18 protein-coding genes and 1 tRNA gene are annotated in these 20,673 nt (G+C 52.8%); 6 read left to right on the top strand and 13 right to left on the bottom strand.

What is annotated here, in order from left to right:
- Positions 1-9 precede the first annotated feature (9 nt).
- The 13 genes from J0X12_RS16435 to J0X12_RS16375 all read right to left on the bottom strand — a co-directional run bounded on the left by J0X12_RS16435 (position 10) and on the right by J0X12_RS16375 (position 14,325).
- Positions 10-819: a MinD/ParA family protein gene (locus tag J0X12_RS16435; protein WP_207047530.1), complete on the bottom strand. Its 810-nt coding sequence runs from the start codon at positions 817-819 to the stop codon at positions 10-12.
- Positions 816-1,925: a flagellar biosynthesis protein FlhF gene (locus J0X12_RS16430; RefSeq protein ID WP_207047529.1), complete on the bottom strand. Its 1,110-nt coding sequence runs from the start codon at positions 1,923-1,925 to the stop codon at positions 816-818. The genes J0X12_RS16435 and J0X12_RS16430 overlap by 4 nt, the downstream gene beginning before the upstream one ends.
- A gap of 11 nt (positions 1,926-1,936) precedes the next feature.
- Positions 1,937-4,051: a flagellar biosynthesis protein FlhA gene (gene flhA / locus J0X12_RS16425; protein WP_207047528.1), complete on the bottom strand. Its 2,115-nt coding sequence runs from the start codon at positions 4,049-4,051 to the stop codon at positions 1,937-1,939.
- A gap of 41 nt (positions 4,052-4,092) precedes the next feature.
- A complete protein-coding gene (flbD, locus tag J0X12_RS16420; RefSeq protein WP_207047527.1) occupies positions 4,093-5,463 on the bottom strand; it encodes a sigma-54-dependent transcriptional regulator FlbD in 1,371 nt (456 codons plus the stop codon).
- A 20-nt stretch (positions 5,464-5,483) separates the two neighbouring features.
- Complete coding sequence (locus tag J0X12_RS17625; RefSeq protein WP_207047526.1) at positions 5,484-6,260, bottom strand: motility protein A; 777 nt, start codon at positions 6,258-6,260, stop codon at positions 5,484-5,486.
- Between the two features lie 17 nt (positions 6,261-6,277).
- On the bottom strand, positions 6,278-6,667 hold the full coding sequence (gene fliN / locus J0X12_RS17620) for a flagellar motor switch protein FliN (RefSeq protein ID WP_207047525.1): 390 nt from the start codon (positions 6,665-6,667) through the stop codon (positions 6,278-6,280).
- Positions 6,668-6,678: 11 nt separating this feature from the next.
- The gene (locus tag J0X12_RS16405; protein WP_207047524.1) at positions 6,679-7,365 is read right to left on the bottom strand and encodes a FliH/SctL family protein; all 687 of its coding nucleotides are present in this window, start codon (positions 7,363-7,365) and stop codon (positions 6,679-6,681) included.
- 13 nt (positions 7,366-7,378) lie between these two features.
- Complete coding sequence (fliG, locus tag J0X12_RS16400) at positions 7,379-8,392, bottom strand: flagellar motor switch protein FliG (protein ID WP_207047523.1); 1,014 nt, start codon at positions 8,390-8,392, stop codon at positions 7,379-7,381.
- 14 nt (positions 8,393-8,406) lie between these two features.
- Positions 8,407-10,077 (bottom strand): flagellar basal-body MS-ring/collar protein FliF, encoded by a 1,671-nt coding sequence (fliF, locus tag J0X12_RS16395; protein ID WP_207047522.1) that lies wholly within the window; start codon positions 10,075-10,077, stop codon positions 8,407-8,409.
- Positions 10,078-10,327: 250 nt separating this feature from the next.
- Positions 10,328-10,627, bottom strand: coding sequence for a CtrA inhibitor SciP (gene sciP, locus J0X12_RS16390; RefSeq protein WP_207047521.1), 300 nt, complete (start codon positions 10,625-10,627; stop codon positions 10,328-10,330).
- Between the two features lie 152 nt (positions 10,628-10,779).
- On the bottom strand, positions 10,780-12,102 hold the full coding sequence (gene flgE, locus J0X12_RS16385; RefSeq protein ID WP_207047520.1) for a flagellar hook protein FlgE: 1,323 nt from the start codon (positions 12,100-12,102) through the stop codon (positions 10,780-10,782).
- Between the two features lie 61 nt (positions 12,103-12,163).
- Positions 12,164-12,856 carry a flagellar hook assembly protein FlgD gene (locus J0X12_RS16380; RefSeq protein ID WP_207047519.1) on the bottom strand — a complete coding sequence of 231 codons (693 nt, stop codon included), beginning with the start codon at positions 12,854-12,856 and terminating at the stop codon, positions 12,164-12,166.
- A gap of 44 nt (positions 12,857-12,900) precedes the next feature.
- Entirely contained in the window at positions 12,901-14,325 is a 1,425-nt protein-coding gene (locus J0X12_RS16375) for a flagellar hook-length control protein FliK (protein WP_207047518.1), read from the bottom strand.
- 179 nt (positions 14,326-14,504) lie between these two features.
- Here J0X12_RS16375 and J0X12_RS16370 point away from each other — a divergent pair, with 179 nt between their 5' ends.
- The 6 genes from J0X12_RS16370 (at position 14,505) to J0X12_RS16345 (ending at position 20,672) form a co-directional block, all read left to right on the top strand.
- Positions 14,505-14,882: a hypothetical protein gene (locus tag J0X12_RS16370; protein WP_207047517.1), complete on the top strand. Its 378-nt coding sequence runs from the start codon at positions 14,505-14,507 to the stop codon at positions 14,880-14,882.
- A complete protein-coding gene (gene flgK / locus J0X12_RS16365) occupies positions 14,879-16,975 on the top strand; it encodes a flagellar hook-associated protein FlgK (protein WP_207047516.1) in 2,097 nt (698 codons plus the stop codon). Before J0X12_RS16370 ends, flgK begins: the two co-directional genes overlap by 4 nt.
- 10 nt (positions 16,976-16,985) lie before the next feature.
- Complete coding sequence (locus J0X12_RS16360; RefSeq protein ID WP_207047515.1) at positions 16,986-17,945, top strand: flagellin; 960 nt, start codon at positions 16,986-16,988, stop codon at positions 17,943-17,945.
- A gap of 60 nt (positions 17,946-18,005) precedes the next feature.
- The gene (gene mnmA, locus J0X12_RS16355) at positions 18,006-19,151 is read left to right on the top strand and encodes a tRNA 2-thiouridine(34) synthase MnmA (protein WP_207047514.1); all 1,146 of its coding nucleotides are present in this window, start codon (positions 18,006-18,008) and stop codon (positions 19,149-19,151) included.
- Positions 19,152-19,255: 104 nt separating this feature from the next.
- Positions 19,256-19,332, top strand: a tRNA-Met gene (locus tag J0X12_RS16350).
- Between the two features lie 170 nt (positions 19,333-19,502).
- A complete protein-coding gene (locus J0X12_RS16345; protein ID WP_207047513.1) occupies positions 19,503-20,672 on the top strand; it encodes a thiolase domain-containing protein in 1,170 nt (389 codons plus the stop codon).
- The last annotated feature ends 1 nt before the right edge of the window (position 20,673 follow it).

Here is a 20,673-nt window from a genome sequence, read left to right as displayed (position 1 = left end):
ACCGCATTACTATGCAGCTCCCTTGATGATACTACGCGCAAGATTATCGATATTTCCGGCCGCGCGACTGGTCGGATATCGTGTCATGAGCCCGGTCTGGGCCCGGATAGCGCTAGAGACCTTTTCATCCAGTTCGATGATTCCGGCGAGCGGCGGTTCAAATTTTAGAAAGTTCCGGCAGGCGCTCAGCAGCTTCTCATAAACCTTTTGTCCTTCGGCTTCAGATTTAGCCATATTAATAAGGACCCGCAGATCCGCGCCTGGCATAAGCTGTGAGGTCACCTTGATGTAGGCATAGGCGTCAGTGAGGGATGTTGGATCGCCGGTGGTTACCACCAGTTTCGCCCCCAGCCCGTTGGAGAGTGTCTTGACCGTATCATCGATGCCGGCGCCAAGATCCATAATGATGAAATCATACTGGTTGCCGAGTGTCGCGAGGTCTTCACGGATCTTTTTAAGCTGGACCATAGACATACTGCCAAGAGACCCCGACCCTGACCGTCCAGCGATGAGATCGAACCCGCCCGCCGCGCATTCGAAAATCACATCGGTTAGAGACATTTCACCTGTGATGACAGTCGCCAGGTCCTTCTCGGGCATGATCCCGAGCTGGATGTCGACGTTGGCAAGCCCGACATCGCCGTCAAAAAGCAGAACCTTTTTCCCTGCTCTGGCAAGGGATTGAGCAAGACTTACGGCGAGAACAGTTTTACCAACGCCGCCCTTACCGGACGCTATAGTAATAAGGTTTCTACCTGCGGACGGAGTCGCAGGGTGGAGTGAGGGGCGGTTGCGAAGTGGGCTTTCAGTCTGGATCATGGCTTTACCTTGTCAAATTCTTTGTCGACTTCGGATTGTGTCGGATCTCTCAGCAGGAGACGGGCGAGGTTGACCGGATTGATCGTGTGTAAGCCGGTGGCAACTGAGGAAGATACGCTGGCGTAGGAGAAGCTGAGCTTGGCGGTATGCGCCGCGGTGAAAATTCCGCCATAACGGCGCGTAGTATCGAGGCGCGTCACGATCATCCGTCGTGCGCCTAGCGTGGCAAACCCCTCTGCTGTGTCGCTCATTTCGGCGGTATCGGTGCCGGCCGCGAGAACCGCAACGGGCTCTGCCTTTGAGGCGATGATATGGCGGGTGAGTTTGGTAACCTCATCCTCGTCATAAACATTGACCCCCGCGGTATCGATGAGAATGTCCGCATTTTCCGTCTCCTTTATTCTATTTACAAGAGACGAAAGTTGCTCGGGCGTTTCGGCGACATCGAGATCAAACTCAAGTATATCCGTATAAGCTTTAAGCTGTTCAAAGGCTCCGGCACGACTGGTATCGGTGGTGATAACCCGGACCCGATGCCCTTCCATCTTTCCCGCTGCGGCGAATTTCGCGAGTGTCATGGTCTTGCCGACTCCGGGCGGACCGACAAGCATCATGGGTACTTTGCGGCCCATGATGCGCGTTGAATATTTGAAATGGCTGTCCAGGGCAGCGGCGAGGGCCAGTTCGGTATCTTCCGATTTTATGGAAAGCGCCGACCGGCATAGCTTCTCCGCGAGAATTGTAGGGATACCGTGATACGCCATCGATTGGACGAGGGCTTCCATCTTGGGAGTAATCCGCAACTCTTTGGGTTTTTTCGAGGACGAGTCAGAAGGTTTGGGCGGGGCGGACCGTTGGGAATTGACATTCACTTTTGGGCGCGATGGTTCGGCCGCTTCCGCTTTCCAGTCACTATCCCAGTCAGCTGCCCATGTGCTGCCATTTGATGGTGTCGAGACTTCTGTTTGTTCGACGGCGGCCGTTAGCTGGACAACTCCGGACTCCATATTCTGGCTGGACAGGATGATTGCCTCCGGCCCCATTTCAAGGCGCAACATATTGATGGCCTTCTCCATGGTCGGGGCTGTATAGGTTTTGATCCGCATTTATTGCTGCCTCAAACCTGCGCCAGTGTTTTCAGTCTGGCCTTGGGGTGGATTTCATTTTGTGACATGATCACGGTTGACGGACGGAAACGTTCGACGATGGACCGCACATAGGGACGGATTGCAGGGCTGGTCAGCATTACCGGATTATGGCCCTGACTCGCCAGCGTTTCGAATACTTCTCTTACCCGCGCGATAAACTCCTGCAACTGGCTCGGTGCCATGGAAAGTTGCCGGTCGTCACCCTGCCCGATAATTGCGTTGGCGAAATTCTGCTCCCATTGCGGGGTGAGCGTGATGAGCGGAATATAGCCATCCTCTGCCGTGTTCACGGCAGAGATCTGCCGGGCGAGGCGTGCGCGAACATGCTCCGTAATGATATTGATATTCTGCGAATATCCTGTTGCTTCTGAAATTCCTTCCAGAATGGTCGGCAAATCGCGGATGGAGACCCGCTCAGAAAGAAGATTTTGCAGAATACGTTGTACACCGCTTACCGAGATATGTGTCGGAATTAGATCGGCGATGAGCTTCTGATTGACACTTGGCAGATCATCGAGAAGTTTTTGTGTCTCCGCGTAGGATAACAGATCCGGCATATGGTCTTTCAGGATTTCAGTCAGGTGTGTCGTGATGACAGTTGCCGGATCGACAATCGTATACCCCCGGAAAGAAGCTTCCTCGCGCTGGCCTGCATCTACCCAAACGGCGGGCAGTCCGAACGTCGGTTCTACAGTTTCTTCGCCGGGGAGGTCGATTTGCTGGCCTTGCGGATCCATGATCAGGAGGTTGTTGGGCCGGACATCGCCAGCGCCCGCCTCAACCTCTTTTACCCTGACAAGGTAATTATTAGCAGGAAGCTGCATGTTATCAAGGATGCGTACGCTCGGCATCACAAAGCCCATTTCACTGGCGATCTGGCGACGCAGGGCCTTGATTTGATCAGTAAGGCGATAGCCTTCATTGTCATTGATCAGGGACAGCAGACCGTAGCCGAGCTCAAGGCGAAGATCATCAATCGCAAGCGCGGTGGAGATCGGCTCTTCTACGGGAACAGCGGCCTTTTTATTCTCAAGTAGAAGCTGCTCTTCCTCGCTGGCTTTCACTTCCTGTCGGCGGTTCAGAACAAACGCGGAATAACCAATGCCGCCTGCCAAAATCAGAAAGGGTATCATCGGTACGCCAGGAAGAAGCGAGAGACCAACCAGAAGGAAGGAGCTCACCCCAAGCGCGCGGGGATAACCGCCCAATTGCGCCATCAGGGCTTTATCCGTTGTGCCGATGACACCGCCACGCGAAACCAGAAGGCCGGCTGCAACGGATACGATAAGAGCCGGTACCTGGCTGACCAGGCCGTCACCTACGGTAAGGAGAGTATAGCTATCAGCAGCCGCTGCGAAGGACATGCCTTCCTGGGCGACGCCAATGATGATGCCGCCGATGATGTTAATAAAAGTGATCAGAAGTCCGGCTATGGCGTCTCCGCGGACAAATTTCGAGGCACCATCCATGGCACCGAAAAACCCGCTTTCATCCTCGAGTTCCTTACGGCGAGTGCGAGCCGTTTCCTCGTTAATCATGCCTGCAGAGAGATCGGCGTCGATTGCCATCTGCTTGCCGGGCATAGCGTCAAGAGAGAACCGGGCCGCGACTTCGGCAATACGGCCGGAACCCTTGGTAATGACGATAAAATTCACCAGTACCAGAATGGAGAAGACAATAATACCAATGACGAAATTGCCGCCCATGACAAAGCTGCCAAAGGCCTCGATCACATGTCCCGCGGCTTCAGGGCCTGTATGTCCTTCAGACAGGATCAGGCGGGTAGAGGCAAGGTTAAGGGCGAGCCGCAACATCGTCGCAATTAGGAGAACTGTCGGGAAAGAACTGAAATCCAGCGGCTTGGAGATAAACAGGCAGGTCATCAGGATCACGACGGAGAAGGTGATCGATATCGCGAGGCTGAAGTCCAGTAGCCAACTCGGCATTGGCAGAATGAGAATGATCAGGATGCAGACAACACCAAGGGCGAGGCCGATATCGCTGCGTCCAACAATCTGCGTTATCCGCTGCAGAAGATCATTGCTTCCTTGTGGCGCCGTTGCCGTTGATTGTGGGTCACTCATGTACTGTTTACGCTCCAGAACTGGAAATATTTATGAGAAGCTTAGGCACGTGCCTGATACCGGTTGTCCCCGGCAGCGGCGGGGATTTCCACGCCATCATCGGAGTAGAGCTTGAGCTTGTTCCGCAATGTCCGGATGGAGATCCCCAGAATGTTGGCGGCATGGGTACGGTTACCAAAGCAATGATCAAGCGTGTTCAGGATCAGGTCTTTTTCGACATCGGCTACTTTCCGTCCAACAAGCGAACTCGCCATCGCGCCGCCATTCAAAGCGTCGCTTGACGCAGACGCGCCTTGATCCGCTGGTGTGGCGCTACCGTCCGGCATCAGAATGGCGTCTCCGGTAATCACGTCGCCCTGACAGAGAAGGACAGCGCGGTGGATCGTGTTTTCAAGCTCGCGAACATTCCCTTTCCAGGGATTTGCCTTGAGCTTTACCATGGCGCTATCATCGATTTTCCGCTCGCTCACCCCGTTTGATTCCGAATATTTCTTCGCAAAATGCTTGGAGAGAACCTCGATATCAACGGGACGCTGGCGAAGAGGGGGGATTTTAAGGGTGACAACGTTCAACCGGAACAGCAAATCCTCCCGGAATGTCTTGTCGGCAACAGCCTCGGCAAGATCACGGTTCGACGTTGCAATGATGCGGATGTCTACCGGCACCGGCTTGGTGCCTCCGACACGGTCGATCATTTTTTCCTGGATGGCGCGCAGTAATTTTGCCTGCAGCTGGATATCCATCTCACTGATTTCATCCAGCAGCAGTGTCCCGCCGCTCGCTTCTTCGAATTTGCCAATACGACGGGCGATTGCGCCGGTGAAGGCGCCTTTTTCATGACCGAAGAGTTCGGATTCCAGCAGGTTTTCGGGAATAGCTGCGCAGTTCACGCAGACAAAGGGTTTATCTGAGCGGAGGCTGTGCGAATGCAGATAGCTCGCCATGACTTCCTTGCCTGTTCCCGTTTCGCCATTGATCAGGACAGACGCAGATGAGGGTGCGATCTGTTCCGCCAGGGAAACAACGTCTTTCATGGCAGGGTCAGCGAAAACGAGCTTGTTGTTCTCCTGGGAGACAGCCTCAAGAACCGCAGCGATCAGTTCCGGATCCGGGGGCAGAGGCAAAAATTCCTTGGCGCCTGCACGGATGGCGTTCGCTGCCGCGGCTGCGTCGGTGTTTACCCCACAGGCGATAACGGGAAGATTGATCCGTTCGCTGGAGAGCATGGTGACAAGCGCCTTAATCGGCAGGTTGACATCGATCATTGCCATGTCGGCACCCTTGCCCGCCCGCAGCGATGCCATTGCCATCTCGATATCATCCACCTGACTGACCTTGGCGCCGCGCGACATGGCGATCTGGCTGGCAGCGCCAATCTGACCGTTCAGGGAACCAATTATAAGCAACCTCATCGACTTACTCTCCTAGTAACTTAACTGTAGTACTGCACGCGATTTGCGGGCGGCAGCAGGGTGTTTAATAACATTTCAAGGCGGCGGGGATTTTCCTGCCGTCCGATAGATGTGGCGCCGAGCATGAATACCCGGTTCAACAAGACTTCTTCGGCCGAATTGCGCTCCAGTTTGGACGCCAGCGGGTTAAAGAACATGTTGGCGAGAATAGCGCCATAGAAGGTGGTGAGCAGGGCGACGGCCATCGCCGGACCGATGCTTGACGGATCATTCAGGTTGCCCAGCATTTGCACTAACCCGACAAGCGTGCCGATCAGGCCCATGGCCGGGGCGACTTCCCCTGCTTTCCGCAAGACGCTGGAGCAGGCATTGTGCCTTGCAATCATGCCGTTGAGATCATTTTGCAATATGCGATTGACCTCTTCTACAGGAAGACCATCGACCACAAGTTGCAGGGATTTGCGCTGAAAGCTGTCTTGCTCGAGCGACTGCATATAGTTTTGCAGGTGAAGGACACCCTTGCCACGGCATTTATCTGCAAGGTCAAGCATGGAATAGGCAGCAAGATCAGGCGTTACGTTGCGCGTGAACAGGGCGTTCAGGATTAACCTTTGCGCACGGATAATATCCGTCAGGGAGAAGCTGATCGTTGTGACCAGAAAGGTTCCTCCAAGCACCAGCAAGACGGAAGGCAGATTGTAGAAAGAGGCAATCGACCCGCCGAGCAGGACAGCGCCTGTGACGAGCGCGAAGCTGCCAAACAATCCCAGAACCGTTGCTATATCAATTTTGTTCACTACGCTACCCATTGTTTTTAGCGGCGATCGGCTTTAATGATTTCCGTCATCGTTACGCCAAGACGGTCTTCGACAACAACGACTTCGCCACGTGCGACCAGGCGATTATTGACATAAATATCAATCGCCTCACCGACTTTCCGATCCAGTTCAATCACGGCCCCACGGCCCAGTTTGAGGAGCTGGCTAACCCGCATGCGGGATTTACCAAGGACGGCAGTAACATGTACCGGAATATCGAAGACGGTTTCCAGGTCTGCTGCCGTGCGGGCAATTTCGGTATCTTCATCCTCGTTGACATTGTCGAGAGCCGTTCCGCCGGAGATTTCCTCCCTGACAGCGACGTCCCCGTCAGCCGCAGACGACTTGTTCAGGTCCTCAAGGTTGAGTTCTTCATCTTCTGCCACGTTCTCACTCCTTAAAATTGCTCAGCGGTCGGCTGATCCGTAACATTTTGCATTTCCTGCTCTGTCTCGCCCGAAGAGCGAATAAAGCGATTGATTACTTTTTCGAGACGCGCCTCAATATCTTCAAGGCGGCGTTCCGTTCCGCCGTCTGCCCATTCCACCCGGCAATCGCCGGCGTGCCTGGTTTCGTCGGGAAGAAGGATAAGGTTTCCCTGAAAAGCTGAGCGGCTGGTGATTTCGTCAATCTTTTGGGAAATGCTTTCGCAAACCTCTTCATTTGCTCGAATTACTATTCGCGGCTCATCCTGTAGATCGACCAGGCAATCCTCTATCAGCTTCTTTACCTCTGCTTCCGGTGCGCGCTCGATCAGCGCAGGGGCAAATTTTGACGCTATTGTAAGTGCGAGGCTCGCCGCCTCCTGTTTCAAGACATTCATTTTTGACTCATGACTGGACATGAGATGTTCCAGTTGCGCGCTGATCGCGGTCATTGTCTCTGCAGCGGCCGTTTCGAGTCCCTGCTGAGACTGGCTTTGACCTTCTTGGCGACCCTGTTCAAAAGCTTCGGCTTTTAACGCGGCAACCTCGCTTTCCGTATAAATGGCTACTTCCCGCTGCACATGGTTCTGCGCCGCCTCCGGTGAGGACGGATCCGGGCCGAAATCAGTGTCGAAAAGAAACTTGTTGGTTGCCGCCATGTCTAATCGCATCCTAATAGATCAACTCGTCATCGCCGCCGCTATCGGCCAGCATAATTTCACCGCTATCCGCAAGATCCTTTGCGATGTTGACGATTTCCATCTGTGCTTCATCAACTTCTTTAAGGCGAACAGGTCCCATTGCCTCCATATCCTCACGGAGGATTTTCGCGGCCCTTTCAGACATATTGGTAAAGAAGAGATCGCGCAGGCTTTCCGATGCACCCTTCAAGCAGATACCAAGACGTTCCTTGTCTACATTTCGGAGCAGTGTTTGGACGCCTGCCGGGTCTAGCTTGAGCAGATCTTCAAACGTGAACATCAGCGCCTTGATTTTTTCGGCTGAATCCCGGTTGCGCTCTTCTAAAGCTGAAATAAAACGGCCTTCGGTATTACGATCGAAATTGTTGAAGATTTCCGCCATCAACTCATGACTGTCCCGCTTATTGGTTTTTGCGAGGTTGCTCATGAACTCACTGCGCAATGTATCCTCGATTTTATCGAGAACCTCTTTCTGTACGGATTCCATTTGCAGCATCCGGTTGACAACTTCGAGGGAAAAGTCTTCCGGAAGTGTGGACAGGACTTTTGCCGCGTGACCGGCGTTGATCTTGCTCATGACCACGGCCACTGTTTGCGGATACTCATTTTTCAGATAGTTGGCGAGAACCTGCTCGTTTACATTGGCCAGCTTATCCCACATGGTGCGGCCGGCAGGGCCGCGAATTTCCTCCATGATGCCCTCGACCTTTTCGCCCGAAAGAGCTTTCATAAGCAGCCGCTCTGTCGCTTCATAGCTGCCGACGATATTTCCTGTAGAAGAAATCTTGCTGGCAAACTCGACGAACAGTGACTCCATTACCTCAGAAGAAATGGATCCGAGATTGGACATTGCCTGTGAAATATCCTTGATTTCTTCTTCATCGAGCCGCGTCCACAAATCTTTTGTATGTTCGTCTCCGAGGGCGAGCATCATGATGGCGGCCTTGTCGGGTCCATTCAGATATTTTGTATCATTTGCAACCATAAAATGACGTTCCCTTATGCGTCGTGATAGAGCCAGCTACGAAGAATGGAGATTGCTTCGTCTGGATGCTTGTCTACAATTTCACTAACCTTGTTGAGAGCCGAGGTTTTGACCTGGCCGTCAACCCTGTCCAAATCGATCATGCTGTCGATTTCATTCAAAGTTTCAGACCGTTGCCCGGCGCCGCCCTGCCCCTGATTGCCAGCAATGGCCGGCACGGAGCCGCCCCCTGGCAGGGCGCCAGCCCCGCCACCGTGACCGGCAAGGGCCGGTGTGGCCGTAAGAGCGCGGTTAAGAAGAGGGCGGACAACAAGCAGCAACGCGAGGATGGCGACAATAACAAGAACGCCCATTTCTCCCATTTTGAAAAGGTCAGCTTTTGTCAGGCCCATGAAAATGTCCTCGGTGACAACCTCTTCTTCCGCAAATTTTTCGATGACCTGGGCGAACGGCATGTTGACCACTTCGACGACATCGCCACGTTCCTCGTTGTAGCCTATGGCGGATTTTACGAGGCGGCTCACCTGCGTCAGAGCTTCTTCGCTCAACGGTTCATAGGTGCGGGTCCCGTCTGCCGCAACTTCTGAACGACCATTGACAAGAACGGCAACCGTAAGACGCCGAACCGGTCCGGACTCCCGTACTTCCGTTGTAATCGTCTTGGAGATTTCGTAATTGACCGTTTCTTCTGTCCGGGAAGCAGCATTCTTTGAATTTGTGCCTCCCCCATTATCTGCCCCGGCCTCCGGAAGGTTATTGGCAACCGATACCGCAGGATCATTGGAGATACCTTCATTCGACGAGTTGCTTTCCTCGACAAGCTGAGAAGAACGAACGACCTGGCTATCGGGATCATAGGTTTCCGAGTGGATGGTACGCTGGTCAAAATCCATAACAGCGCTAACCTCGGCACGGATATTACCCGGACCCAGCGATTTTTCCAGCAACTGCTCAATCTGTTCTTTCAGATGGCTTTCATAGGCGATGCGTTTAAAATCACTTTGTGAGCTGTAACCGGAACCAGGGGATTCCTTCCCGTCGCCCCTCGCCAGCAAGTTGCCATTTTCATCAACAATGGAAATATGAGAGGGAGAAAGCGCCGGTACCGCAGTTGCCGTCATATGCTGAATGGCCGCGATCTGATCGTCTGTCAGCCTTCCACGTCCGTTAAGTTTCAAGACGATAGAAGCACTGGCCTGTCGCTTATCACGGCTGAACACTTCCCGCTTTGGCAGTACGAGATGGACACGTGCAGCGGATACGTTATTCAATGCGCGGATGGTGCGTGCAAGTTCACCTTCAAGGGCACGAACATAGTTGACGTTCTGAACGAAGCTTGTGGTGCCGAAAGTGTCGGAGCTGTCAAAAATTTCGTAACCCACGGAGCCGCCATTCGGCAGTCCGGCTTCAGCCATTTTCAGTCGGACCAACGCCACTTGATCGTTAGGGATAAGGACATCCCGGCCATTTCCGGCAATCTGAAACGGAATGTTCTCTGCTTCAAGCTTCGAAACGATTGCCGCAGAGTCAGAAGGTTCCAAACCGCCATACAACAAGGCAAAGTCGGGGCTGCTGATCCGTGTTGCCATTAACATGATCAACGCAATCAATCCAACGGCGACGCCGCCAAGGATCATCACCCTTACTGTTCCCAGACTTTGCAGAAGCTGGCTTAATCCGTTCACGTTGATGCTCCCACTCAATTAAAATGCGTATAAAATTTGTTCCACTTCACAAAAGATACGATGAGGAGATAAACAAGTGGTTAACGGCAGGCAAAAATTGCCGGGTAGACGGAAATTTTTGCCTAGTGGTTTTTCTTAAGCACTGGATTGCATTTAAACTACGGTTTTCGGATACGGGTTGCTTCGGCCAAAATAAAAGCCCGACATCATCTGCCGGGCTTCATTCAAAAGAGAATAACAATTAAATTAACTAGTCATGTTTGAAACCTGCATCACTAGGACGGTACTCTTGGATCCGGGTCGTGCGAAGACCCGGCAGGCCGTGCTTATCAATTGCTTTTTGCCAGGATAGGAATTCCTCGACTGAAAGCGTATAGCGCCGGCATGCGTCATCCAGACTGATCAGCCCGCCGCGGACAGCGGCGACCACTTCAGCTTTCCGCCGAATGACCCATCTCTTGGTATCTTTCGGCGGTAGGTCATGAATCGTCATGGGCTGACCATCCAGTCCAATAATCCGATTTACTTTGCGGTCCATTTGCGACTGCATCTGCACTCTACCTCACTCTTACATTTCGCCTTGAAATGAGATCATAGGCCCATCGATTTAACAAACAGCTAATGAGGTTGGTTAATTTTATCTTCATGGCGGGAGAGCATGTTTCGCGCCATGAAGATATCAATTCCAGGGCCTTAAAAAAACTACCGCTTCAGGCGGATTAGCTCTTCAAGCATTTCGTCCGCAGTCGTAATGATTTTACCGGCTGCGGAATATGAACGCTGGGTAATAATCATACGGGTGAACTCTTCCGCGATATCGACAGTGGACGCTTCAGTCGCAGATGAAATAATTGTGCCGGCTCCGCCTAGAGTAGCTTCCCGCAGGGTGAAGGCTCCTGACTCAGGTGTTTCGTCATAGGCATTGCCGTCGCGGTTCCGTAATCCGTTCGGGTTTGCAAAAGTTGCGACCGGTATCTTGTAGATTTCCTTTGACGTACCGTTATCGAACTTGGCGATTACAGTTCCTTCTTCATTAATAAACACTGCGTTGAAGGCGCCAAACAAGGCACCATTTACCTCAGACGAAACCAGCTCTGAGTTTGAGGCGAACTGAGTAAAGCCATCTGAAAGACCGTCGGAGCCAAAGTTAAGCGTAACATCTTGCGGCGTATCGATACCCATGGCCGCAGTCCAGGGAATTGTGATTGTACTGGAGAGGGTTGTTGAGGCCATATCGAGCGTACCGTCGGAATTGAAGGCGACGATGTCTGAGGAGAGCATATCTTCTGTGCCATCACCATCAATGTCTGTCGTGATTTCGACAGTCCATTCATTCGGTGTCGCACCCGATCCCGTTCTCAGAAAATTGAACGAGACACTGTGCGCGGAGCCCATGCTGTCATAGATCTGGAAAGACCGTACAAAGTGAGGGTCGACCGCACCGCTCGTCATGTCTCCTGCGACATAGCCTGCGCCATAGGTCGTCTGGTCGGATGAAAGGTTGGCCTTGAGATTGATGAGCGAGGTCGCTTCGGCGTTACCCGTTAGGCCCGTAATATTTACCGGGGTCAGTGCCGCCAGGTCAGACTGGTTAGCCGGAATATTACCATTCGGGTCGATTTCCCAACCTTGTAGATAATATCCCTGGGCATTACGAAGAAGACCTGCCGCGTCGGGCTCAAATGTACCAGCGCGTGTGTAGACATAATTGCCTCCCGCTGCGGCTGGATCAGCGGCTGTCGAGACGACAAAGAAGCCATCGCCCGCAATGGCCATATGCGTCGTCGAATCTGATGCCGTAATCAGGCCTTGCTGGTCAATCTGTGCCCGCGGATGAACAAGGACACCCCCTGCAGAATAAGTCGTGTCCGTTGCACTCTCGGTCACCAGGGTCGAGAAGATCGCGTTGGTACTCTTGTAACCAATTGTGTTCGTATTGGAAATATTGTCCGAGATGGTTGCCATCGCCGTTGATTGCGCGGCCAATCCCGAAACACCGGAAAACATTGCTGCTGTTAAACTCATTTTCTCTCTCCTATTTTACCGCCCACCTAGAGAATGGCGAAGGCGTCTTAGTTAGCCGCGATTAAGCGGACGGATCAGTAGTTGCAGGTTCAGTTACGGAAGTGATATAGCCAAGGCCAATCGGGACATCGCCAACCATCAAGACGGCTTCGCCATTGACCGTTTCAATGCTTGTGGCAACACCTTTGAAGCTGTAGCCGACATTGACAGCGCTGCCACCCTCAGTCTCGGCCTTAACGACCAGGTAATAAGCGCCGTCTTCTGCCTCCGAGCCGCTGGACTTGGTGCCATCCCAGGTAAATTGCTGTTTACCGGAAGGAGCGCCATCGGCAGTTTCGGTATAAACGATATTACCTTCCTGATTATAAATCTCGTACTTAACGGAAGAGGCGCGGCTGCCCAGGTCTATATTCCAGCTTGCTTCCCCGTCACTCAATTCGGACACATTGAGATTTGTTCCGATAGATTTTCCGAGATAATTGATCATGCTCGCAGACAATGCATTTTGCTGCGACATTTGCGTCAGCTGCACTAGGGCTTCCAGATTCTGGTTGGTGGCGATCGCCTGCTCGACATTGCTGAAGTTCACCAATTGATTGGTGAATTCCGTCGAATCCGTCGGGTTGAGCGGATCCTGGTGAGTCAATTGCGTTGTCAGCAATGTCAGAAAATCGTCGAAATTGCTGGCCAGGTTTGTTTGCGCCTTAGCGGCGGCGCTGCTCTGGGTTTGCGAGGTGGAAGTTACTTCCGGCATGATTCAATTCTCACTTTTTTAAATCAATTCATTTAGTCAAATATCTAGACTTGGATATCGAGGCCACCGTCACTTGTCGGGGTCCCGGCCTTTGAATGAAGAGGAAGATTTGACAATCCCGTATCTTCCCCCGTTTCTTCAATTGGCATATTTACGTTTGCGAAATTCAAGTCCTCACCTTCGCCATCCTGCCCATTCTGGCTGAGGTTGAAGTTAAGGCTGTTGGACCCCGTATCAAATCCGGCGTCCTGCAGGGCACGCTCCAGGCTGCGGGCGTCCCGTTGCAGGAGATCGAGGGTTTCCTGCTTATCCACGGAGACAACCGCCAGGACGCGACCATCATGTCCAATATCCAGCTTCACCTCGACACGCCCGAGTTCTGACGGGTGCAGGCTAATCTTGATCCGGTCATGACCTTCCTTGATGGCGGCACTAATTTGTGTGGACACCTGTTCGGCGACCGGTAAATGAGCTGCCGCGCGGGCTGCGTTGGAGGCCTGGCTCATCGCGTTTGTTGCTGTTGCGTCAACGCCCTGGACACTGCCTGTAGGAGCTGTTGGCACAGTCTGATTCAATGATTCTGCAGGTAGACCCTGAATGCCCCCTGAAGCGGGTAAGGACGTCTGGGTCGCCGCACCATTTAAGTCACCGCCGGAAGCAGACAAAAGGGTCGGATTTGGCGTGGCTGTACTATTGGTCATGGTGGCCGTGACCAGGTTGGTGCTGCTTGCCAATGCGGTCTGGAAGCTCTGCTGTTGCTTGGTCGCGGTCAGGCTGATTTTGCCTTTTCCATCCTGGAGCATCTCCGCGATTTTTGACGAGAGAATGTCTTTCTCACTTAGCTTCGCATTGGCTTCAGCCCGCAAGTTGGTGAGCACGTCTGGAGACGCATTCGCCGTTTTTGCATCTTGTGGAGTTGCCACAGCAGCCTTTTCATTTGCTTTAGTTACGGGCGCTGTGGCCGTCTCTGAATTCTTTACGTTAGTGTCAACCGCAGTAGATCCCAGTTTCTTCCCCGTATTGGCCGTTACATTTATTGGAAGATGAGAGGTATCCGCTAACGGGGTCGATACGGAGGCTTGAGCTGTCGCGGAAGCAACGGAAGGTTTCCTGGCAACTCCCTCAAGCCCGGTTGACGTGGCCGGAGAGGCCGGTACTACGGATGGTAATGGTACAGCTACTGACGAAGTATTTGCGGCCTGAGACGCGGGCATGGCATCTTCAGTCGCTGTTGCTTCATTCTCAAATGTACTGTCGTTCTCTGTCGGTTTCTGCAACGCGGCATTCTGCGCGCTAACGGGTTCATCCGTGGTTGCGTTCTTGCTCGCGGATTTCTCCTTGGCGGGAGACTCATATTTTGGCGCCGTCTCATTCACGTAGGACGCGAAATCCTCGGCGTCGTTCCGATACGGATCGCTATCCCGTCTCGTCGGATCGGTCGTCGCCGTTATTATCTGCCCAACATCCATTATGCTACTCTCACTCAATGTATATGCGTCACGCGCTTTAATAGCTCACCGGAATAGGAAGCAAACATCGGGCCAGTTTTTTGAGAATTAAAAATATCAATAAAAATAATGGGTTGGGATTTATCTTCCCTGGTGGATTAGGAAAAATACTCCGGATTCGATCGGTCTAATTTAGTGATGTGGATAAAATTGCCGAGTTGGAAATAAAGGGGTCAGAGGACATAACCCTGCAAACCCGACAATCCAAATCTGGCAGGGTTCTCAAGATCTACCTGGGTACATTTTCTGTTGAAAGACGCCCTCTGGCGAACGCTCCCTCACTAATTGGCATCAAATTTGCTTTCTTTAATGGTGAGGGCCGGACTTTGTGCCTGAAGCATTTATGCGAGCAGTTAGATATGACGTTAAAAAACTATATAAAACATAAGGTTATTAATATTCCTCTGGGTTTTACTGAGGACGGCAGGCAAATGTCGCCCGGTATGTTTTGCCAGTCAGCGGCCATATTTTCCGGTGAGCTTACCGTTACGCCAATCGTTTTGGAGCAAGTATCATGAGCCTGAATGCAATTTTTAACTCTGGCGTAAGCGGTATGCTGGCGCACCAAACTGCCCTCAATGTGACGTCAACGAATATTGCCAATGTCCAGACGGAAGGGTATGCGCGCAAAACTGTTGAATACAGCGCCCTGTCAATTAACGGAATTGGCACCGGAGTAGAGGTCTCGGAAGTTCGGCGCATTACAGATGAATTCATTGCAAAGGAGTTGCGCCTGGCGACGGCAGGATCGGAGCAATATAAGGCCATGTCCGAAATCTATGGCCAACTTCAGTCTTTGCTCGGGGATCCGGCGGCGAATAACTCGCTGACGGGTAAACTCGACAGCATGAACTCCGCATTTGCAGCGCTGACCATCGACCCTACCATGTCGGTCTCGCGTACGGCGGCCCTCAATGAAATTACCAATTTTGGTATCGAAACAGATCGGTTGCTCACGAAAATCCAGAGCCTTCGCAAGGAAGCGGATAAGCATATTGCCGAAGAAGTGAATGTCGTAAACGACGCTATTCTGAGAATCTATGAACTGAATCTCGAAATTAAGTCGGCTTACCAGAGCAACCAGCCAATCGGTGATCTGGAAGACTTGCGTGACCAGGCTCTTACCGAGATTTCAAAGGTCATGGATATCAAGACATATTCCATGAACGATGGCGCAATTGCCGTCGTGACGGATGCCGGGCAGCAGCTGCTGGATTTCGAGCCCCGCCAGCTTGTTTACTCGCCGGCGGCGTCGGTTACCAGCGAGACAATCTTCGACCAGATTTCGCTCAATGTCTATGACCCGACGACCAAGACAGTTGCGGATACGGGCCTCGCACTGGATCCGGAACTGCAAAGCGGGTCTCTTCGTGGCTGGATAGATATGCGCAATACTGAATTGCCAAATCTTGCCGCGCAGATTGGGGCGCTTGCTGCCGGTGTGGCAGAGCAGTTCAATGCCATCCATAACGAGAATATCTCCGTGCCCCCTCCAGCTACTATGACAGGCAGGGCGACAGGCGTTCTCGCAGCGGATGCGCATGGATTTACGGGTCAGGCCACTTTTTACAGCTTTAACGCCAGTAATAATATCGTTGCCTCGTACACGGTTGATTTTGACAACCCCGGTACCGCGACAATGGCCGATGTGATGGCAGAGGTGAACGGCGCGCTGGGGGCGGGAACACTGAGCCTGAGTGGTGGTGTTCTGACGATGTCTGCACAGGGCGGCGCGTCCGGTGTCGGTATCGGTCAGGAAGCAGCTAGTCCCTCTGATCGGGGAGGGCGCGGCTTTTCCCACTTTTTCGGCATGAATGATTTGATCACGACGAGAATCGACACTTCGTATCAGACCGGGTTAGCAGCGGCAGACGCTCATGGATTTACCGGTACAACTACTCTGGAGCTGATCGGCCCGAATGGTGAAGAGCCAATTTCGATGGTTCTCGATTTTGGCGCGATTGGCGGCACGATGTCGGATGTTGTCACCGAGATCAACAGCAATATGGGGTCATTTTTGACCGCATCGTTGGATTCAAACGGTGCTTTGAACTTCACCTCTGCCACAGGTTACGGGAACTACAGCATCAATGTCCTGTCAGATACTTCAGATCGGGGCGCTACCGGCACAAGTTTTTCAGAGATGTTCGGTGTCGGTCTTGAATATCCGGCTGATACGGGGTTGGAGTTTGCCGTTGATCCGTCAATTTCGACGGATATTCTGCGCTTGGCAACGGCCAAGATTGACCCATCGGGGACACCTGCGCTGACGACGGCGGATAATCGCGGTGCACTTGCATTTCAGGATCTGGCGACTCAGTCCTTCTCATTTGGCACCGTGGGCGGACTGACCGGGTCTTCTGTAACTCTTGGTGATTATGCTGCCCAAATACTGGCCAAATCCGGATTGGATGCCGCCCGGGCTGAAAGTCTGCAAACTGACCGAGCCGCATTGAGTGGTGAATTTCAAAATCGAATGCAGGCAGTTTCAGGCGTCAACATGGACGAAGAGCTCGCCAATCTAATCATATATCAGAACGCTTATAACGCTTCTGCGCGGATCATCACGACCGCGCGGGAAATGTATGACGTCCTGATCAATCTCGTCTAGGAGAAAAACCATGACACGCGTTTCAACATTTCAGCAAAGCCAGACGCTTATCAAGGAAATGATGGGGAGCCAATATAAGCTCGCAGATGCGCAGCGGCAGGTATCAACGGGTCATGTGGCGGAATATTATAAAGATATTCACATGGATGTGACGAACCTTGCGGGTGCAAAGTCATTACTCTCCCGTCTTGAGCAATATGAAGCGAACAACGGCAAGATCATGAACCGGCTTGCACAATATGATCAGGCGCTGGCCGGTGTGGAAAGAGCGGGCGGAGATGTTCTGTCCGCCGTGATGTCGACAGTCAATACGGCATCGCCTCAAGGTCTTTACAGCACCATCGAAGGCGCGTTTGACACGGTCTTGAATTTTCTGAACAGCAAGAATACCGAAGGATATCTTTTCGGCGGATCCAACAGTGATATGCCGCCGATCAATCTTTCCTCAATTAATGACTTGATAGCAGCGGCAGAACCGCCAACGGACATCTTTCAGAACAACGATCTCAAGGCAACTGTTCGTATAGATGAGAACCGAACCCTCGAGGTTGGCATGGTGGCCGATGAAATTGGTCTTGAAATCATGACGTCTTTGCAGCGGTTGGCGCTCTGGGCGAATGGCGTCGTGCCTGGCACAGCGCCGGTGCCGGTCGGCCCTTCGAACAGTTTTGGATCGCCTCTTTCTCAGGAGGATCAGGATTTTCTGATCACTGAAATCGCAAGCCTTGAATCGATGCTCGACAATATCGCAGGATTTCGGGGCGATAATGGCCTCAATCAGAAAACCCTGGACGAGACGATGGAGACCCTTGGTCTTCAGGTTGACCAGACAAAAGTATTTGTCAGCAATATTGAGGATGTCGACGCTGCCGAAGCTATTGCCAACCTCACTCAAAGGGAACTCGCTCTTGAAACTTCCTATAGCGTATTGAGCGCAATCAACCGCATGAGTTTGCTGAACTTCCTGTAAACGGCAGTATTGCTGCGGGATTGACTTGCATATTAGACAGTGCACTCTATATTCCCCGCCATGGATTCACTTGGATTTGATACAGCGCCGGAAGATACCCGCATCGTTGTCGCCATGTCTGGCGGCGTCGACAGTTCGGTCACGGCTGCGCTTCTGAAAGATCAGGGCTACGATGTAGTGGGAATTACGCTACAGCTCTATGATCATGGCGCGGCTGTTCAGAAAAAGGGTGCCTGCTGTGCAGGTCAGGATATCCATGATGCGCGGCGAGTGGCGGAAGCGATTGGCATTCCCCATTACGTTCTGGACTATGAAAGCCGGTTTCAGGATAGCGTTATGGACGAATTTGCCGATAGCTACCTGCGCGGGGAAACCCCTGTGCCCTGCGTCCGCTGCAACCAGACCGTAAAGTTCCGGGACCTTCTGGAAACAGCCAAGGATCTCGGGGCAGTTGCCCTCGCGACCGGTCACTATCTGCGCCGCGATGAAAAAGACGGCAAGGCACAACTATTTCGCGGACGCAACGCCATCAAGGACCAGAGCTATTTCCTGTTCGCTACGACGCAGGAGCAGGCCGACTATCTTCGCTTTCCGCTTGGCGATCTGACGAAGGAGCAAACGCGCGCCCTTGCCGATAAATATAATCTGGCTGTCGCGGCCAAGCCTGAAAGCCAGGATATATGCTTCGTGCCGAATGGCAATTACGCCAAGGTTATTGAACGGATGCGGCCCGAATCGGCGGTGCCGGGGGATATTGTCGATCTTGAGGGCCATATACTCGGTCAGCATACGGGTATCATCAACTACACGATCGGTCAGCGCCGTGGGCTTGGCATTGCGACAGGTAATCCCCTCTATGTTGTGCGGATTGATCCCGACCGGAACCGGGTTATCGTTGGGCCGACCGAGGCGCTTCTCGTCTCCAAACTCACCTTGCGTGAGATGAACTGGATCGGTGATGCTCCCCTGGGGCAGAACGGAACAGAAGTAATGGTCAAGGTCCGTTCCACGCAGGAGCCGATGGCGGCGACCGTGTTCGGTGCGCCAGATGGCTGGGCGGAAGTTCACCTTATGGAACCGGAAGCGGGCGTTTCTGCCGGTCAGGCCTGTGTTATGTATGATGGAGACCGGCTTCTTGGCGGTGGTTGGATAGCCGGCACAGAGGCGCCTGTCAAAATCGCCGACATTCGGCACCAATTGGTCTGATTATTGTTATTTCCTTGCTTGACAGGACATTGTAAAAACCCTAAAAACCGGGCTTCAAAGCGCCTGCCGTTCGCTTGCGGACGAAGGTTGGGCGTCTGCTCTGTGGCTCCTTAGCTCAGTTGGTTAGAGCGGTGGAATCATAATCCATGTGTCCCCAGTTCGAGTCTGGGAGGAGCCACCAACACAAAGCCGGAGTTGAGACGATGTCTCCTCCGGCTTTTTTGTTCTCCGGGATTTCAGTTCGCCAACCGGCAAATAATATCATTGAATGTCAGATGGGCCTTTGCTACGGTTGCCGCCCTAAACATGCCGTAAAGGCATGGAAAATAATAACAATAAGGTACCTTTCTCATGACCATAAAAGGGAAAGCCTATATCGTTGGAGCTTATGAGCATCCGACGCGTAAGGCTGTAGATAAATCACTCGCACAACTCCATGCGGAGGTCGCCAAAGGGGCGCTTGAAGATGCCGGCCTGACGAAGGACGATGTCGATGGCTATTTCTGCGCCGGTGATGCTCCCGGGCTGGGCGGGCTTTCCATGATCGATTATATGGGCCTGAAGTTGCGCCATATCGATACCACGGAAACCGGCGGATCCTCCTATGTCATCCACGTTGCCCATGCGGCGCAGGCAATTTCGGAAGGCAAGTGCAAAGTCGCACTTATTACCCTTGCCGGTAAGCCCCGCTCCTCCGGTGAGGCGACGGGCACAAAGCCACGCAATTACGGAACCGATTCCCCCGATGTCGCATTCGAGTTGCCGTTTGCGCCGACGATCGTCAACAACTACGCGATGTGTGCCCGGCGCCATATGCATGAATTCGGAACGACGAGTGAGCAGCTTGCCTGGATCAAGGTCGCCGCGTCTCATCATGCGCAGCACAATCCGAACGCCATGTTGCAGAAGGTGGTAACAGTCGATGACGTCGTGAATTCCCCGTTGATTGCCGATCCGCTGCATCGTCTTGATTGCTGCGTCATCAGCGATGGTGGCGGGGCGCTGGTTGTGGTTGCGCCTGAAGTGGCGGCTGAACTTAACCGGCCGAAAGTGCGGATTATCGGTGCGGGCGAAGCGCCCAAGCATCAGATGGGTGGACGTGTTGACCTCACCTATTCAGCCGGGGCTTTCTCGGGACCAGCGGCATTTGCCGAGGCGGGCGTAAAGCCTTCTGACATTAAGTATGCCTCCATCTATGACAGCTTTACCATTACGGTATTGATCCAGCTCGAGGATCTCGGGTTTTGCGCGAAGGGGGACGGGGGCAAGTTTGTCGCTGACGGTAATCTTATTTCCGGCGTCGGAAAGCTACCCTTCAATACTGATGGTGGGGGACTCTGCAATAACCATCCGGGTAACCGAGGTGGTATGACAAAAGTAATTGAAGCCGTGCGTCAGCTCAGAGGAGAGGCGCATCCAGCCGTTCAGGTCGCGAATTGCGATCTAGCCGTTGCTCATGGTACGGGCGGCTCGCTCGGAACGAGACATGCTGCAGGAACCTTAATTCTGGAAAGGGTATAAC

Source organism: Sneathiella sedimenti (assembly GCF_017313765.1).
GTDB classification, from domain to species: Bacteria; Pseudomonadota; Alphaproteobacteria; order Sneathiellales; family Sneathiellaceae; genus Sneathiella; species Sneathiella sedimenti.
This window is presented reverse-complemented; position numbering and strand designations above follow the sequence as displayed.

Excerpts from the sequence above, each read along its gene's own strand:
- flgK (WP_207047516.1), top strand. The coding sequence starts at position 14,879 with ATGAGCCTGAATGCAATTTTTAACTCTGGCGTAAGCGGTATGCTGGCG.
- mnmA (WP_207047514.1), top strand. The coding sequence starts at position 18,006 with ATGGATTCACTTGGATTTGATACAGCGCCGGAAGATACCCGCATCGTT.
- flhA (WP_207047528.1), bottom strand. The coding sequence starts at position 4,051 with ATGAGTGACCCACAATCAACGGCAACGGCGCCACAAGGAAGCAATGAT.
- J0X12_RS16345 (WP_207047513.1), top strand. The coding sequence starts at position 19,503 with ATGACCATAAAAGGGAAAGCCTATATCGTTGGAGCTTATGAGCATCCG.
- flgE (WP_207047520.1), bottom strand. The coding sequence starts at position 12,102 with ATGAGTTTAACAGCAGCAATGTTTTCCGGTGTTTCGGGATTGGCCGCG.
- J0X12_RS16435 (WP_207047530.1), bottom strand. The coding sequence starts at position 819 with ATGATCCAGACTGAAAGCCCACTTCGCAACCGCCCCTCACTCCACCCT.
- fliG (WP_207047523.1), bottom strand. The coding sequence starts at position 8,392 with ATGGTTGCAAATGATACAAAATATCTGAATGGACCCGACAAGGCCGCC.
- J0X12_RS16430 (WP_207047529.1), bottom strand. The coding sequence starts at position 1,925 with ATGCGGATCAAAACCTATACAGCCCCGACCATGGAGAAGGCCATCAAT.
- sciP (WP_207047521.1), bottom strand. The coding sequence starts at position 10,627 with ATGCAGTCGCAAATGGACCGCAAAGTAAATCGGATTATTGGACTGGAT.
- J0X12_RS16380 (WP_207047519.1), bottom strand. The coding sequence starts at position 12,856 with ATGCCGGAAGTAACTTCCACCTCGCAAACCCAGAGCAGCGCCGCCGCT.
- flbD (WP_207047527.1), bottom strand. The coding sequence starts at position 5,463 with ATGAGGTTGCTTATAATTGGTTCCCTGAACGGTCAGATTGGCGCTGCC.
- J0X12_RS16375 (WP_207047518.1), bottom strand. The coding sequence starts at position 14,325 with ATGGATGTTGGGCAGATAATAACGGCGACGACCGATCCGACGAGACGG.
- J0X12_RS16360 (WP_207047515.1), top strand. The coding sequence starts at position 16,986 with ATGACACGCGTTTCAACATTTCAGCAAAGCCAGACGCTTATCAAGGAA.
- J0X12_RS16405 (WP_207047524.1), bottom strand. The coding sequence starts at position 7,365 with ATGGCGGCAACCAACAAGTTTCTTTTCGACACTGATTTCGGCCCGGAT.